The following is a 15049-nucleotide window of genomic DNA, read 5'->3' as shown; positions in this document are numbered from 1 at the left end:
TTGCATTCGCCAGGCGGCTTATACCACCGGACGGCGGCGGTAGAATAACAGTCCGGGCATCGCCAGGCCAATAGCCAGGCCGGCAATAATGAACATCGCTTTGAGGAAATTTTCCAGGCAGAGCGCCACCAGCTCCGGACTGTAGCCAGACTGTTGAATTTCCACCATGGCAATCATGGCCTTAAAGGCGTACACACCGGGGACCATCGGAATCAACGCCGCAACGGTAAACACCTTCGGGTGGGCAAGGAATCTATGCGACCAGTGAACCCCGATCATCCCTACCAGCGTGGCGGCGAATAGTGTCGCCCATTCGATCGGCACACCAAATTGCAGCATCAGATAACGGCTGCCATGGCCAAGAGCGCCGCCGACCGCGCAGTAGATCAGCGCTTTCTGCGGAACATTAAACACCAGAGCAAAACCCACAGCGGGTATTGCGGCAAACGCCATATCATTGGCCAGGTTTAACAATAATTGCCAGTACGACATCAGTTCATCCACCCCCAGACGCCAGTTACGCCCATTGCGCCGACAATCCCCAAGCACGTCGCCAGGGTCAGCAGGCTTGCCATCACAAAGCGGGCGATGCCCATATTGATGTGCCCTTTCAGCATATCCGCCACTGAGTTGATCAACGGGAACCCCGGCACCAGCATCAGCACAGAAGATGCCATCACCACGGTCGGCAGATTGCCGATAGCAAATATCACCGCCTGAGCAGAGATCAGCGTAGTGACAAATGCGGTCATAGCAAAATTGAGCAACGGGTTAAAATGGCGGTGGCCGATTTCCTGCCGCACCACCATTCCCACCGCCGAGGCGATAAAAGTCATGGCAAACACTGACCAGTCACCACCCGCCAGGCGGCTAAAGGAAGCACACGACAGGCCGATCATCCACACCACCAGCCAGCGGTTGTAACGCTCCGGACTGATCGCATCGAGTTTTTTCTTTGCCAAATCGTAGTCAAGGATGCCTTTTTCCATCATGATGCAGATACGCTGGATCTGGGTGATCACCCGCATGTTGATACCACGGTCGGCGCAGCTACGAGTAGTGGTGATACAGTGATCATTCATCAGTGTGGTGACGGTCAATGCATTGGCCGACAAGGCAACTTCTACTTCGCTCATACCACTGGCCAGCCCAATCCTACGCATAATGTCCCCAACCAGGGTACTTTCCGCTCCATGAGCCAGCATCATTTGCCCCGCCTTGGCGACTAACCGTGAAATTGCTCTTTGTTTGGACTGCATAGATATCTATTGTTCATTGGTTAAATTTCAGGCCTATCATACTACCTGCAGTCATCGATAAGCTGTACTGTGATCCAGACGTTGTTTGATTCATAGCAATAAATTACGCCGATATCTGTACAGATATTGATAACTCGCGGCTGATGAAAATGCCCTCAGCAATAAAAAAGCCCGAACACAGCGTGCTCGGGCTAAATAAGGCAATTAAGATTCCACGATTACTCGCGGACATAGATGACGTGACCATCGTCTTCGTCGTCGTCATCATCCCAGTCATCCCAGTCGTCATCGTCTTCGGTAACGACATCTTTACCGGCCATGGCATCTTTGTGGTAATCATCCCACATGAATTCGACTTTCTCTTCTTCACTCATTTCAGTCGATTCACGTGGCAGATTTTCCATGAATTCAGCCAGCTTCATACACAACTCTTTGGTACCCTGACGATTCACGGCGGAAACCTTGAAGTATTCACCTTCCCAGGCCAAGGCATCAAGAATGTTCTGAATGATCTCGTCCGCTTCTTCTTCCGGCATCAGATCCACTTTGTTGAACACCAGCCAGCGTGGTTTTTCCGCTAACTTATCGCTGTACTGCTCCAGTTCATCAATAATGGTCAGTGCATTTTGCGCCGGATCCGATTGATCAATCGGCAAAATGTCGATCATATGCAGCAGTACCCGGCACCGTTCCAGGTGTTTCAGGAATCGGATCCCCAAACCAGCACCATCGGCGGCACCTTCGATCAAACCGGGAATATCCGCGACGACAAAGCTCTTTTCAGGAACCACGCTCACCACGCCAAGACTTGGGATCAAGGTGGTAAAAGGATAATCTGCCACTTTAGGTTTGGCGGCCGATACCGCGCGGATAAAGGTCGATTTACCAGCATTCGGCAACCCCAGCATGCCGACATCGGCCAGCAGCAGCAGTTCAAGGCGCAGTTCACGCACTTCACCTTTGGTACCCATGGTTTTCTGTCTTGGCGCGCGGTTCACCGATGATTTGAAACGGGTGTTACCTAAACCATGCCAGCCACCTTTGGCCACCATGACTTTTTTACCGTGTTCAGCGACTTCACCAACGATCTCATTGGTATGGATATCGACCGCCCGGGTACCAACAGGGACGCGCAGAACCTTGTCCTTGCCCCGTTTACCGGTACAGTTACCACCACGGCCATTTTCGCCGCGTTCTGCCTCATAAAAGCGCTGAAAGCGATAATCGATCAGGGTGTTGAGGTTTTCATCGGCCTGGATGTAGATATCGCCACCATCGCCGCCATCACCACCATCAGGACCGCCTTTGGCAACGAATTTTTCCCGCCAGAAACTGACGACACCGTTACCACCATCGCCCGCTTGTACTTTTACTACCGCTTCATCAACGAACTTCATTTTTCACTCCGGCTACTGCGTGCGTAGCATGTTTGCTACTTGCCACAATTTTAGCAGATGACAGATCCCAGCTCCCATTCTCTAGAGGCTTGGCTCTGCCCACTGCTGTAAATAAAAAACCCCGCCGAATCGGCAGGGCTTTTGAATTCAGCTAGAAACTAAAATTATTCAGCTTCGATGCTTACAAACTTACGGTTTTTAGGACCTTTTACTTCGAACTTGACTTTACCGTCAGACAAAGCAAATAGAGTGTGGTCTTTACCGCAGCCTACGTTGTTACCAGCGTGGAACTTAGTACCACGTTGACGAACGATGATGTTACCTGCCAATACAGATTCACCACCGAAACGCTTAACACCTAGACGTTTGCTTTCAGAATCGCGACCGTTACGAGTAGAACCGCCAGCTTTTTTGTGTGCCATTGTTAAACTCTCCTACTAAATTAAGCGTTGATAGCAGTGATTTTCACTTCAGTGAACCACTGACGGTGACCTTGCTGCTTACGAGAGTGCTTACGACGACGGAACTTAACGATTTTTACTTTATCGCCACGACCGTGTTGTACAACTTCAGCAGTAACTTTACCGCCCTCTACCAGAGGTGCACCAACTGTAATGTCTTCACCATTTGCAACCAGCAGAACTTTATCAAATTCTACAGTTGCGCCAGTTTCAACGTCTAATTTCTCTAAACGAAGAGTTTGACCTTCGCTTACACGGTGTTGTTTACCACCAGATTGGAAAACAGCGTACATATTTTACTCCGCTTTTTCCGCACAGCCTGTTGCGTTTTATTTGTGCAATAAGGGTGTGCGCTAAACTAATCATCAATAGGGCGCAGATTCTACAGAAAGGATGCCCCTATGACAAGCCAAATTTTGAAAAAATTGGCGAAAAGCTAATCGCCAAACAAAAGTGCCGCAATCATGCCTCTAACCCGTGTATTAATCAACGTTTTTTCGTGTATTATTCAACGATTAAATTAGATAAGAACACCTTACAGGTCCTAACCTCAGCCGGATTTATCATGGATTTTAATGCCATCCAATCACTGACTGCCGAAGATATGGCAAAAGTGAATGAAACTATTCAAGCTCAGCTCAATTCAGATGTCTCATTAATCAATCAATTGGGATTTTATATCGTCAGCGGTGGAGGCAAGCGTCTGCGCCCGATGTTGGCGATTTTGTCTGCTCGTGCGCTGGGCTATCAAGGTCAGGGACACATCACCTCGGCCGCCTTTATCGAATTTATCCATACCGCGACCCTGTTGCACGATGATGTGGTCGACGAATCGGACATGCGACGGGGTAAAGCGACCGCGAACGCCGCGTTTGGTAATGCCGCCAGTGTTCTGGTCGGCGACTTTATCTACACCCGCTCGTTCCAGATGATGACGGAACTGGGATCAATGAAGATCCTTAAACTGATGAGCGATGCGGTAAACGTGATTGCCGAAGGTGAAGTGCAGCAGTTGATGAACTGCAACGATCCGAACACCACCGAAGCCAGCTATATGCAGGTGATATATTCGAAAACCGCCCGCCTGTTTGAAGCGGCCACTCAGATCGGTGCCATTTTGAATCAAGCGCCTGCTGAAGTGGAAACTGCGTTGCAAGATTACGGTCGCTATCTCGGTACTGCGTTCCAGTTGATCGATGACGTGATGGACTACACCTCTGATGGCGAGGAAATGGGCAAGAACGTCGGTGATGATTTAGCAGAAGGTAAGCCTACCCTGCCTTTACTTCACGCCATGCACCACGGCACACCGGAGCAGACCGCGATGATTTGTGAGGCGATAGAGAAGTCAAATGGAATGGAGCGCCTAAACGAGATACTGGCCGCCATGGAGCAGTGGGGATCACTGGATTACACCCGCGACAAAGCCCTACAGGAAGCCGACAAAGCGATTGAAGCCCTCGCCATCCTGCCGGAGTCAGACTATAAACAGGCGCTGATTACCCTGGCCCACATGGCGGTTCAGCGCACCAAGTAGCCAGACAATGTAAATTGATCAGTATTTAGTAGTATTGATCACAGCCATTATGCAGTTGCGGATCATCGTGCACTTCGTCAGCACGTAACGCCAACTGCTCATGGCTGTGACGTGGTTCCAGCAGCACACTGTCGGACTGTTCATCGACCACCAGTACCCGGCCTACCCCTTGATCGCATTCCAACCACATACCTTTTTTAATCTCACTGATGCGCATAATCATTTCCTCTTTGACTGCAGCAACAGTTATTTTTACGTGTGACGGATCGTAAGGATCAAAAAAGCCGACCAGTAATGATCGGCTTTTAATTACAGCTCAAACGGATTATTTGACGAAATCAACGCCGACCTGGATATCACCGTGCAGCGTTTCCAGCATGCCGTCCAGTGCGGCCTGTTCATATTCGCTGATAGCGCCGTAGCTCAGGATTTCTTCAATACCATCTTTGCCCAGTTTGATTGGTTGTGCAAAGAACGGAGCATGTTCACCGGCACCTTCTACATAAGCACATTCAACCACATTGCTGTCGCCTTGCAGCGCTTTAACCAGAGACAGACCGAAACGGCATGCCGCCTGGCCCATGGACAGAGTAGCAGAGCCGCCACCGGCTTTGGCTTCAACAACTTCTGTACCCGCGTTCTGAATGCGTTTGGTCAGAGCTTCGATCTCTTCTGCGGTAAATTCTACGCCTTCAACCTGAGACAACAGCGGCAGAATGGTTACGCCCGAGTGACCACCGATAACTGGTACACGGATATCGCCTGGATCTTTATCTTTCAGATCCGCGACGAAAGTTTCAGAGCGGATTACATCCAGTGTTGTTACACCGAACAGCTTACGCTTGTCATACACACCGGCTTTTTTCAGTACTTCAGCAGCAATTGGCACAGTGGTGTTTACTGGGTTCGTGATAATGCCGATACACGCCGTTGGACAAACAACCGCGATTTTCTCTGCCAGTGCTTTTACGATGCCAGCATTAACGTTGAAAAGATCCGCACGATCCATACCTGGTTTACGTGCAACACCCGCGGAGATCAGCACCACGTCAGCGCCTTCCAGTGCTGGAGTTGGATCTTCACCGGCGTATCCTTTAATAGATACAGGGGTCGGGATGTGGCTAAGATCGGCAGCCACACCAGGAGTGACTGGCGCGATGTCGTACAGAGCCAGATCAGAACCAGCTGGCAGACGATTTTTTAGTAATAGGGCTAGGGCTTGACCGATGCCACCTGCGGCACCAATTACGGCTACTTTCATTGTAGTTTCTCCTTGAGATGAGCTCTCTTATATATGTTGTCGGTGATACATAATCAGGTATGCCCAACCTATAGCAATTACAACTTGATTACAATCAATTAACGCCAGCTTTGCGACCTCGCTCAAGGGTGATTTCCCCCATCTCACCCCTTGTTATAAATATCAATATAATTACTTAATTAACAATAAGTTAAATGACATTCAATATTAGAAAGCGCGCAAAGTTTACAGTGATAGACTGAACATATTTGACCACCCGGTTTGCTGCAAACTGCATAGCTATGCGAAAATATGCACGAAATTCATCTTCACTGACGGTTAAATCAGTATTATGCGTAATTCAGAAAAACAAGATAACCTGGTCCGCGCCTTTAAAGCACTGCTAAAAGAGGAACGCTTTGGTTCCCAGGGCGACATTGTCGACGCGTTAAAAAATGAAGGCTTTGAAAACATCAACCAATCCAAAGTCTCTCGCATGCTTACCAAGTTTGGGGCGGTGCGCACCCGAAATGCAAAAATGGAAATGGTCTACTGCCTACCGGCAGAGTTGGGTGTACCGACAGTTTCCAGCTCTCTACGCGAACTGGTGCTCGATATTGACCACAACCAGGCATTGGTCGTTATCCATACCGGTCCCGGAGCCGCGCAGTTGATCGCCCGCTTGCTGGATTCATTGGGTAAAGCAGAAGGGATTCTGGGCGTGGTAGCGGGCGACGACACCATTTTTATCACGCCAACACTAAACATTACTACCGATCAGCTATTTAGCTCGGTATGCGAACTGTTCGAATACCACGGATAAGGTCTATATCTTCGTTTTTGCAATAAGTCACGCCATAAAAATCGTGACTTATTTCACATTATTAACAAAATCAAACTAAACCTATTTAATCAAACCTAACTGATTGATATTTAACAGTTTAATTACAAGACATTCACTAAGCCTTAAGCTCCTCTCAAAGACTAATTCACTGACTATCTGTGCAAGTCTATAATTATATTTGGTTTTTTTGGTATTATTCAGCCACTTTTTCATCAATCCGATCGAAAAAGATGCCGTTTCCAATCAAGGAAACCCCCTAAGCAACTACACTTGTCTAGGGGTAAATCAAGAATTAAGGAAGGGAAATACATGGCATTTAACAAACTATTGCAAGTCGGTGCGATCGCGGCAGCTGTCATGGGGGCTGGCACCGTGAACGCTCAAGAGTTCATTACTATTGGTACCGGTTCAGTAACCGGGGTTTACTACCCTACCGGTGGTGCCATCTGTAAGTTGGTCAATAAAGGACGTAAAGAACACAATATTCGTTGTTCTGTAGAATCGACTGGCGGTTCTATCTATAACGTCAATACCATCCGTGCCGGCGAGCTGGATTTTGGTATTGTTCAGTCTGACTGGCAATTCCACGGCTACAACGGTAGCAGTAAGTTTGAAGAGCAAGGTCCGTACAAGAAACTGCGTGCCATGTTCTCTCTGCATACTGAACCGTATAACATCATTGCCCGTGCCGATTCAGGCATCAATGGCGTCGCGGATCTGAAAGGTAAACGCGTTAACATTGGTAACCCTGGCTCTGGTGACCGCGCCACGATGGGTGTGGTGATGGATGCTTTTGGCTGGACCAATGACAGCTTTAAACTGGCATCTGAGCTGAAAGGTTCTGAGCGTTCACAAGCCCTGTGTGATAACAAGATTGACGCCTTTATCTACATGGTGGGCCACCCGAACGGTTCAATCAAAGAAGCGACTACTTCTTGTGACGCCAAACTGGTTTCCGCCACTGGTCCGCAAATCGATAAAATCGTAGCTGACAACCCTTACTATGCTTACAGCACAGTACCGGCTGGCATGTACCGCGGTACCGATGAAGACGTCCACAGCTTTGGTGTTGCTGCAACTATGGTGACTACCTCTGACGTATCTGACGAAGTGGCTTATAACGTCGCCAAAGCAGTGTTTGAAGATTTTGACACCTTCAAGCGTCTACACCCAGCGTTTGCCAACCTGAAAAAAGAAGACATGGTGAAAGCTGGTCTGTCTATTCCTCTGCACCCTGGTGCTGAGAAATACTACAAAGAAGTGGGCCTGATCAAATAACGATGGATCACTCCAATACAGGGAGGTTTTAACCTCCCTGTATTGATTGACTGAATTCAGTGTTTACGGCTTATCTTCTATTGGTTTTCCACCGATTCGAAAACCGCATTTAACTTCATTTCGTTTTCTCGACGCTCAGTTAAGCAATTTGACTGTAATTACCTAGACTTTTAATTGCTCATTAACTGTACCTCGAAGCTCTGATGGACCATAAATTATAAGGATAACGTACATGACGCAGACAACTACCCCGTCGCAAGATGTGCAAGAGATGGTGGCCCAAGCGGATACCGGTGCGCGCAATCCTTCAGGGATCCCTGGCCGAATATTGTGGTTGGTACCACTCTGTTGGTCACTGTTTCAATTATGGTATGCCTCACCACTACCATTTATATTCAATTTTGGTGTACTGAACGACACCGAAGCTCGCTCGATTCATTTAACCTTTGCGATCTTCCTCGCTTTCACCGCTTATCCGGCCTTGAAACACTCGCCACGAGATCATATTCCGTTCATCGACTGGCTGCTGGCGCTGGCGGGCAGTTTTTCTGCAGCTTACATTTACCTTTTCTATACCGAACTGGCCGGTCGCTCAGGAGCGCCAACTACGTTTGATATTGTCGCTGCCGTGACCGGGATGATTCTTCTGTTGGAAGCGACCCGCCGCGCTTTAGGACCTCCACTGATGGTGGTCGCCGCAGTCTTCCTGCTCTATACCTTCGCCGGTCCTCATATGCCCGACGTCATTGCCCATAAAGGTGCCAGCCTGAACAAAGCAATGTCGCATCTGTGGCTGACCACCGAAGGGGTATTCGGGGTCGCGCTTGGGGTATCAACCTCATTTGTATTCCTGTTTGTACTGTTTGGTGCCATGCTGGAGCGCGCTGGCGCTGGCGCATACTTTATCAAAGTCGCATTCTCGCTGCTGGGACATATGCGCGGCGGACCAGCTAAGGCTGCCGTGGTCGCGTCAGGGCTGTCCGGCCTGGTTTCAGGCTCTTCGATTGCTAACGTGGTGACAACCGGGACCTTTACCATTCCTTTAATGAAACGGGTTGGTTTTCCGGGCAGCAAAGCGGGTGCAGTAGAAGTGGCCGCTTCAACCAACGGTCAGTTGACGCCGCCTATTATGGGCGCTGCTGCGTTTCTGATGGTGGAGTACGTGGGTATCTCTTACGTTGAGGTTATTAAGGCCGCCCTGCTGCCAGCACTGATCTCCTATATTGCGCTGATTTACATCGTCCATTTGGAAGCGTGTAAAGCCGGCATGACCGGACTACCGCGCCGGCACACCCCTACCTTGTTACACAGCCTGCTTTCCTTTACCGGTACCATTCTGGGATTATGTGTTATTAGTGCGGCTGTCTATTATGGCGTGGGCTGGACCAAAGATGTCTTCGGCGCCGCCGCGACCCCGATAGTGACCATAGCGCTGCTAGTGACGTACATAGCTCTGGTTAAGATTTCAGCCAACCACTTAGAAGATGGCGCTATCGACTTAGATACTGAACTCACAGAAGTGCCCGATGCGGGGCCAACCATCAAATCCGGTCTGCACTTCCTGCTACCAATCGTAGTACTGGTCTGGTGTCTGACGGTAGAAAGGTTCTCTCCGGGCCTGTCGGCTTTCTGGGCGACGGTATTTATGATCTTCATTCTGCTCACCCAACGTCCGTTGATTGCACTGATGGCAAAAACTGGCGATGTTTCCCAACAGGTGAAAGAAGGCTTTATCGATCTGGCTGAAAGCTTAGTTGCCGGTGGTCGAAACATGATCGGTATTGGTGTCGCGACTGCTGCTGCCGGTACCGTGGTCGGTGTGGTTACTCTGACCGGTATTGGCCTGGTGATGACCGAGTTCGTCGAATTCATTTCCGGTGGTAGCGTGATCCTAATGCTGCTGTTTACCGCTTTGATCAGTTTGATTCTCGGTATGGGTCTGCCGACTACGGCAAACTATATTGTGGTGTCGACACTGATGGCTCCGGTTATTGTTACCTTAGGCGCACAGCATGGCCTGATCATTCCATTGATCGCCGTACACTTGTTTGTGTTCTACTTCGGTATTCTGGCAGATGATACGCCGCCGGTTGGCTTGGCGGCTTTCGCCGCCGCCGCGATCGCCAAATCGGACCCGATCCGAACCGGTATCCAGGGCTTCACCTACGATATCCGCACCGCGATCCTGCCATTCATGTTCGTGTTCAATACCCAGCTGTTATTGATGGGGATCGATACCTGGTGGCATCTGGCGCTGACAGTGTTCTCCTCGATTATCGCCATGCTGATCTTCTCGGCAGCCACTCAGGGATGGTGGTTTACCAAGAACAAATGGTGGGAAACCGTACTGTTACTGGTGCTAACTTTCAGCTTCTTCCGGCCTGGCTTCTGGTGGGACATGATTTATCCGGCCACCGTGGTTACTCCGGGTATCCAAGCAGCACAAGTGGTTGAAGGGCTGGATATTGGCCAACCGATTCAACTGCGAGTGGCGGGCGAAACCCTGACCGGTAAGCATGTTGAGAAAACGGTAATACTGCCGTTTGCTGACGATGCTACCACGGCAGAAGACCGCTTCAGTTCAATGGGCCTGACTTTAATGGAGTCCGACGGCAAAATGTTAGTCGATATGGTTGAGTTCGGCAGTCCGGCAGAGGCGGCCGGTATTGATTTCGACTGGCAAATTCAATCCGTCATTCAGGACGCTGATCGGCCAATGAAAGAGTGGGCATTCCTGCCTGCACTGCTGCTGTTGTTTGCCATCGGCTACAACCAACGCCGACGCGCCAGAAAACAGGAAATGAAAGCTTGATTCGCGGCCTCACCTGATTGACTCAGGTGGGGCTAAACTTAAGTTAATGATAGAGATATTGCAGAGATAATCCCATGTATAAACAAATTCTTGTTCCCGTTGATCTCAACGATCAAGGCTTCTCCGACCGAGCGTTGGAGCTGGCAGTTTGGCATGCTAAACATGCCAACGCTCAGGTTCATCTGCTCACCGTGCTTCCTGGCATCCACATGTCTATGGTGCAATCGTACTTTCCCAAAGATGCGGCGTTAAAGATGAAGCGAGACGTGCAGAATCAGCTCAAACAATTCGCCTTGAGTCACGTGCCGGAGGATGTGGTTTACCAGACCCACGTCGCCGAAGGCAAAGCCTGGACGACTATTCTGGAGTATGCGGAAAAATTAGGCGCTGATTTGATCGTGATGCCAAGCCATAAACGCTCCAAGATCGATAAAGTCGTACTGGGCTCGGTGGCCAGTAAAGTGGTACAGAACTCGCCGATTAACGTTTTGGTGGTCAAACCAAACGGCTAAACACTCTTCTTCTCTCTGTCAGATCAAAGACGCTGTTGCAGCGTCTTTTTTTTGCCTCAGCGAAAAACTTTTGCAGCTGCCTATCAGACAAATAGGTAAAATTTATTTGCCTAAATGATAATGATTATCAATAATAAACGTGTCGAATTGATGAGGTGGTCAAGATGATCAAGAAAACTATAAATTTTGCAGCGATCCATTTCACTATCGCCTTTACCCTCGCTTATCTGCTGACGGGTGATATCCTGTTTGGCAGCCTGATCGCTATGATCGAGCCGATGATCAACTCGCTGGCATTTTATGCCCATGAAGTGATCTGGAAAAGGGCGAACATACTGCGCCGTATGACGAGTTCCGCGCAGATTAAAACCGTTAGTTTTGCAACCATACATTTTTCGGTAGCAGTCGGCGTGGTGTACCTTATCACCGGAGATCTGTTGGTCGGCGGAGTGCTGGCAGTGATTGAACCCGCGTGTAACACGGTCGCGTACTTCTTTCATGAACGCTTTTGGCGACGCCGCCATCCGGAGGCATCCCTCAGTGCACAGTCAATCTGACTTGCTCACCATATACCTTATAAAGGAAAGTGAACCACACATTGACTGCTGTTCAGTCCGATATGAAATTCGCGCTGCTGACCGTCTAAACTGACTTGCAGCAGATAGAGATCCGCTGGATCCGGTTGCTCTAACCGATAAGTGCGCGGAGCTTCAACCTGAAATAGCACGCTGGCATGATCATCACGCACATCGAGCGGAACATTTAACGTCATACCATTAAACTTCACTTGCGCGGCAACCAAACCCGGTTTCAGGCAGTGATAAAACAGTTCAACCAGAAACTCACAGCCACCACCGTGATGCCAGACCTGTTCTGTTGCGACATACTGTAATCGTACTTGGGGAATCATTTCCAGATAAGGAGTAGCCCAGATACCAATACGAGAGTCGTGAGGTACCGCTTCTGGTTCACCCAAATCACACACTGCGGTTTCAACTAACCACTCATCTTCCTGCTCAAGAAACAGAATTTCGATTCGGTTGCCACCAGATTTAAGGTAAGGCTTGATATCTTTCCGATAAACGGCCTGAGAGCCGTCACAGTCGAATACCGCCACACCGTTAATACGCACTTCGGCGAAATAGTCGATCCCAGCGATCACCAGATCGATTGCAGCATGATTGATATGACCGTCATCCAGCATAAAATCATGCATTAGATGCCACTCCTGCGCAGCTACTTGAGCTTCTGACAGCTCTGCCGGCAGAACCGAACTCAACGGAGCGGGAAAGTGTATATCATCCTGAGGAATAGCAAGGTCGGTAAGCGGCGACAACTGCCACCATCCAGCCAGAGAGAATTGCATAGAGACTAAACTTGAGCGAGATCAATTTTGCCGATTATAGAGAATAGCCGCGCAAATAACCATCGTAACTCAATAAAATACCAGCGCGAAGGCTGGTATTTTAGGTGAATCGTTAGGGCAGATTATTCGATATCTTCGTCTTCTTCTTCATCGCCATAAAGGGCATCTTCCCCTTCGTAATAAGTGCCCCAGCCATCATAGATAATGTCGTATTTTTCGGCCAGATGAACCAGTTTCTCAACTTGCTGATCGATCAAATCCGGATTCAGAGTCGATTGCATAGTGGCATCACAGCAGAGCAGCTTGTTACCGTCTTCATCTTCGGTTTCTTCGGCTTCCAGTACTTCAAAGCCCATTTTGAACGCTTCCACAACTGCTTTTTCTAACCGGTCAAAATCTTCTGAGAACAGGTGATGTTCAATCTCATAGAGAGCATCTGGATCACTACCATCTTCCAGTAAGGCCTGGACGATATCGCGCGTATCTTCTTTTTGCAGCGCAATGAGTTCTTCTACAGACATGTATTCATCTTCATGAGACATAGCGGGCTCCGGAAAGTCTTCAAGTTAAGTGCGACGAAATATGGCACGGATCGCGACAAAATACCACAAGGATCGCGAAAACAGCCTCAAGAATAGTGGCTGTTCAGCAGTTAGACCCTGAGATATCCTTAACAGACGACATTTTTTAACATTTTATTTTCAAATGCTCGATTCAGAATTATCTATCAATGGCGTGAATGGTGAAAAATGAGCTCAAATGCGAAAATTTCAAATTAAAATGCACTATGCCCGATCTAAGCTACGTGAATAAAAAACCACACATCAGTCTTAGTACCCCATTTAATTGCATAGCCATGCCAATATCTCGTCAATAATTTCTTTTTTAAGGAGCACATTTAGAGAATACAGTGTCAGATCTTCCTATTAGGTCAACTCAACCTAAATTGAAATAAATGCAAACAAAATTTTCAAATTGCAAAATAATAACCTACCATTTTTATTTTAATGGTATTTTAAACCAACAGAGTGACTTGCATCTTGCTAACAAGCTTGTCATAAATACGCTCTGGAATTTGTGTAAGGATACAAAATGAGCGAGTTGTATGTAGGCTCTGAAGTCGGCCAATTAAGACGAGTATTGTTGAACCGCCCGGAACGGGCGCTGACTCATCTAACCCCTTCGAACTGTCATGAGCTGTTGTTTGACGACGTGTTGGCGGTTGAAGCCGCAGGCAAAGAACATGACGCGTTTGCCGAAACCCTGCGTCAGCAAGGCGTAGAGGTATTACTGCTGCATGATTTGTTGGTGGAAACTCTGGAAGTGGCAGAAGCTCGCCACTGGCTGTTGACCACTCAAATATCAGATTTTCGCTATGGCCCGACATTCGCCCGCGATTTACGCCACTACCTGGCAGAATTGGATAATGAGCACCTGGCAACCTTGTTACTAGGCGGACTGGCCTATTCCGAGTTACCGATCAAGTCCTCGTCGATGCTGCCAAATATGCACCGGCCACTGGATTTCGTGATCGAACCGTTACCTAACCATCTGTTTACTCGTGATACCTCATGTTGGGTTTACGGTGGTGTGTCACTTAACCCGATGATGAAGCCGGCGCGCCAGCGCGAAACCAACCATTTGCGCGCTATCTATCGCTGGCATCCGGTGTTCGCCGGCCAGGATTTCATCAAATATTTCGGTGATGAAGACCTGCATTACGATAATGCCAACATTGAGGGTGGTGATGTCCTGGTGATCGGTAAAGGTGCCGTATTGATTGGCATTTCAGAGCGCACCACGCCGCAAGGTGTGGAAAATCTGGCGGCCCAATTGTTTAAACATGGTCAGGCCAACCAGGTGATTGCAGTAAATCTGCCTAAGCACCGTTCCTGCATGCACCTGGATACCGTGATGACCCACATGGACATCGACACATTCTCGGTTTACCCGGAAATTATGCGCAAGGATCTGGAAACCTGGCGCCTGTCACCAAAAGATGACGGTGAGATGCGAGTCGAAAAGGTGCCAAGCTACGTGCATGCCATTGAAGAGGCGTTGGGACTGGATTATCTGAAAATTATCACTACCGGCGGCGATAACTATGAGGCTGAACGGGAACAGTGGAACGATGCCAATAACGTCCTGACGGTCAAACCTGGCGTGGTTATCGGCTATGAGCGTAACGTCTATACCAATGAAAAATACGATAAAGCCGGGATTGAAGTACTGACGATTCCAGGCAACGAACTGGGTCGCGGACGTGGCGGGGCCAGATGTATGAGCTGCCCTATCGAGCGCGATGGTTTGTAACCGACAACCAGTCAATTGCTGAAAAAACAA

At 48.8% G+C, this 15049-nt stretch carries 16 protein-coding genes; 7 read left to right on the top strand and 9 right to left on the bottom strand.

Features of this window, described 5'->3' with window-relative positions:
* Positions 1–18: 18 nt before the first annotated feature.
* From ACQY6F_RS05725 to rplU, 5 genes are all read right to left on the bottom strand, one after another.
* On the bottom strand, positions 19–492 hold the full coding sequence (locus tag ACQY6F_RS05725) for a threonine/serine exporter family protein (RefSeq protein ID WP_428772862.1): 474 nt from the start codon (positions 490–492) through the stop codon (positions 19–21).
* Positions 492–1259 (bottom strand): threonine/serine exporter family protein, encoded by a 768-nt coding sequence (locus tag ACQY6F_RS05720; RefSeq protein ID WP_428772861.1) that lies wholly within the window; start codon positions 1257–1259, stop codon positions 492–494. Before ACQY6F_RS05720 ends, ACQY6F_RS05725 begins: the two co-directional genes overlap by 1 nt.
* A 218-nt stretch (positions 1260–1477) precedes the next feature.
* Positions 1478–2656, bottom strand: coding sequence for an Obg family GTPase CgtA (gene cgtA / locus ACQY6F_RS05715; protein WP_428772860.1), 1179 nt, complete (start codon positions 2654–2656; stop codon positions 1478–1480).
* Positions 2657–2820: 164 nt separating this feature from the next.
* A complete protein-coding gene (gene rpmA, locus ACQY6F_RS05710) occupies positions 2821–3078 on the bottom strand; it encodes a 50S ribosomal protein L27 (protein ID WP_036750185.1) in 258 nt (85 codons plus the stop codon).
* Positions 3079–3098: 20 nt separating this feature from the next.
* A complete protein-coding gene (gene rplU / locus ACQY6F_RS05705; protein WP_428772858.1) occupies positions 3099–3410 on the bottom strand; it encodes a 50S ribosomal protein L21 in 312 nt (103 codons plus the stop codon).
* A gap of 272 nt (positions 3411–3682) precedes the next feature.
* On the opposite strand from rplU, the gene ispB reads away from it, so the two are divergent.
* The gene (gene ispB / locus ACQY6F_RS05700; protein ID WP_428772857.1) at positions 3683–4654 is read left to right on the top strand and encodes an octaprenyl diphosphate synthase; all 972 of its coding nucleotides are present in this window, start codon (positions 3683–3685) and stop codon (positions 4652–4654) included.
* A gap of 25 nt (positions 4655–4679) precedes the next feature.
* On the opposite strand, the gene ACQY6F_RS05695 is transcribed toward ispB, so the two are convergent.
* Both ACQY6F_RS05695 and mdh read right to left on the bottom strand, forming a co-directional pair.
* Positions 4680–4871: a hypothetical protein gene (locus tag ACQY6F_RS05695; RefSeq protein WP_428772855.1), complete on the bottom strand. Its 192-nt coding sequence runs from the start codon at positions 4869–4871 to the stop codon at positions 4680–4682.
* Positions 4872–4979: 108 nt separating this feature from the next.
* Complete coding sequence (mdh, locus tag ACQY6F_RS05690; protein ID WP_428772854.1) at positions 4980–5915, bottom strand: malate dehydrogenase; 936 nt, start codon at positions 5913–5915, stop codon at positions 4980–4982.
* 331 nt (positions 5916–6246) lie between these two features.
* On the opposite strand from mdh, the gene argR reads away from it, so the two are divergent.
* The 5 genes from argR (at position 6247) to ACQY6F_RS05665 (ending at position 11897) form a co-directional block, all read left to right on the top strand.
* A complete protein-coding gene (argR, locus tag ACQY6F_RS05685) occupies positions 6247–6717 on the top strand; it encodes a transcriptional regulator ArgR (RefSeq protein ID WP_428772852.1) in 471 nt (156 codons plus the stop codon).
* A gap of 330 nt (positions 6718–7047) precedes the next feature.
* Complete coding sequence (locus tag ACQY6F_RS05680) at positions 7048–8016, top strand: TAXI family TRAP transporter solute-binding subunit (RefSeq protein WP_428772851.1); 969 nt, start codon at positions 7048–7050, stop codon at positions 8014–8016.
* A gap of 232 nt (positions 8017–8248) precedes the next feature.
* A complete protein-coding gene (locus tag ACQY6F_RS05675; RefSeq protein ID WP_428772849.1) occupies positions 8249–10828 on the top strand; it encodes a TRAP transporter permease in 2580 nt (859 codons plus the stop codon).
* A 74-nt stretch (positions 10829–10902) separates the two neighbouring features.
* Positions 10903–11340 (top strand): universal stress protein, encoded by a 438-nt coding sequence (locus ACQY6F_RS05670; protein WP_428772847.1) that lies wholly within the window; start codon positions 10903–10905, stop codon positions 11338–11340.
* Between the two features lie 167 nt (positions 11341–11507).
* Positions 11508–11897, top strand: coding sequence for a DUF2061 domain-containing protein (locus tag ACQY6F_RS05665; RefSeq protein WP_428772906.1), 390 nt, complete (start codon positions 11508–11510; stop codon positions 11895–11897).
* A 17-nt stretch (positions 11898–11914) separates the two neighbouring features.
* On the opposite strand, the gene ACQY6F_RS05660 is transcribed toward ACQY6F_RS05665, so the two are convergent.
* Together ACQY6F_RS05660 and rraB are read right to left on the bottom strand one after the other, a co-directional pair.
* On the bottom strand, positions 11915–12706 hold the full coding sequence (locus tag ACQY6F_RS05660; protein WP_428772846.1) for a glycosyl hydrolase 2 galactose-binding domain-containing protein: 792 nt from the start codon (positions 12704–12706) through the stop codon (positions 11915–11917).
* A 122-nt stretch (positions 12707–12828) separates the two neighbouring features.
* Positions 12829–13248, bottom strand: coding sequence for a ribonuclease E inhibitor RraB (gene rraB, locus ACQY6F_RS05655; protein WP_428772845.1), 420 nt, complete (start codon positions 13246–13248; stop codon positions 12829–12831).
* 550 nt (positions 13249–13798) lie between these two features.
* Between rraB and arcA the strand changes: the two genes are divergently transcribed.
* A complete protein-coding gene (gene arcA / locus ACQY6F_RS05650; RefSeq protein WP_428772843.1) occupies positions 13799–15019 on the top strand; it encodes an arginine deiminase in 1221 nt (406 codons plus the stop codon).
* Positions 15020–15049: the final 30 nt, after the last annotated feature.

The sequence above is a fragment of the Vibrio sp. genome (assembly GCF_050299255.1).
GTDB lineage: Bacteria > Pseudomonadota > Gammaproteobacteria > Enterobacterales > Vibrionaceae > Vibrio.
This window is presented reverse-complemented; position numbering and strand designations above follow the sequence as displayed.

Bases quoted from the DNA above. Each gene is read 5' to 3' on its own strand.
- ACQY6F_RS05725 (WP_428772862.1), bottom strand. From the start codon at position 492: ATGTCGTACTGGCAATTATTGTTAAACCTGGCCAATGATATGGCGTTT.
- ACQY6F_RS05720 (WP_428772861.1), bottom strand. From the start codon at position 1,259: ATGCAGTCCAAACAAAGAGCAATTTCACGGTTAGTCGCCAAGGCGGGG.
- cgtA (WP_428772860.1), bottom strand. From the start codon at position 2,656: ATGAAGTTCGTTGATGAAGCGGTAGTAAAAGTACAAGCGGGCGATGGT.
- rpmA (WP_036750185.1), bottom strand. From the start codon at position 3,078: ATGGCACACAAAAAAGCTGGCGGTTCTACTCGTAACGGTCGCGATTCT.
- rplU (WP_428772858.1), bottom strand. From the start codon at position 3,410: ATGTACGCTGTTTTCCAATCTGGTGGTAAACAACACCGTGTAAGCGAA.
- ispB (WP_428772857.1), top strand. From the start codon at position 3,683: ATGGATTTTAATGCCATCCAATCACTGACTGCCGAAGATATGGCAAAA.
- ACQY6F_RS05695 (WP_428772855.1), bottom strand. From the start codon at position 4,871: ATGCGCATCAGTGAGATTAAAAAAGGTATGTGGTTGGAATGCGATCAA.
- mdh (WP_428772854.1), bottom strand. From the start codon at position 5,915: ATGAAAGTAGCCGTAATTGGTGCCGCAGGTGGCATCGGTCAAGCCCTA.
- argR (WP_428772852.1), top strand. From the start codon at position 6,247: ATGCGTAATTCAGAAAAACAAGATAACCTGGTCCGCGCCTTTAAAGCA.
- ACQY6F_RS05680 (WP_428772851.1), top strand. From the start codon at position 7,048: ATGGCATTTAACAAACTATTGCAAGTCGGTGCGATCGCGGCAGCTGTC.
- ACQY6F_RS05675 (WP_428772849.1), top strand. From the start codon at position 8,249: ATGACGCAGACAACTACCCCGTCGCAAGATGTGCAAGAGATGGTGGCC.
- ACQY6F_RS05670 (WP_428772847.1), top strand. From the start codon at position 10,903: ATGTATAAACAAATTCTTGTTCCCGTTGATCTCAACGATCAAGGCTTC.
- ACQY6F_RS05660 (WP_428772846.1), bottom strand. From the start codon at position 12,706: ATGCAATTCTCTCTGGCTGGATGGTGGCAGTTGTCGCCGCTTACCGAC.
- rraB (WP_428772845.1), bottom strand. From the start codon at position 13,248: ATGTCTCATGAAGATGAATACATGTCTGTAGAAGAACTCATTGCGCTG.
- arcA (WP_428772843.1), top strand. From the start codon at position 13,799: ATGAGCGAGTTGTATGTAGGCTCTGAAGTCGGCCAATTAAGACGAGTA.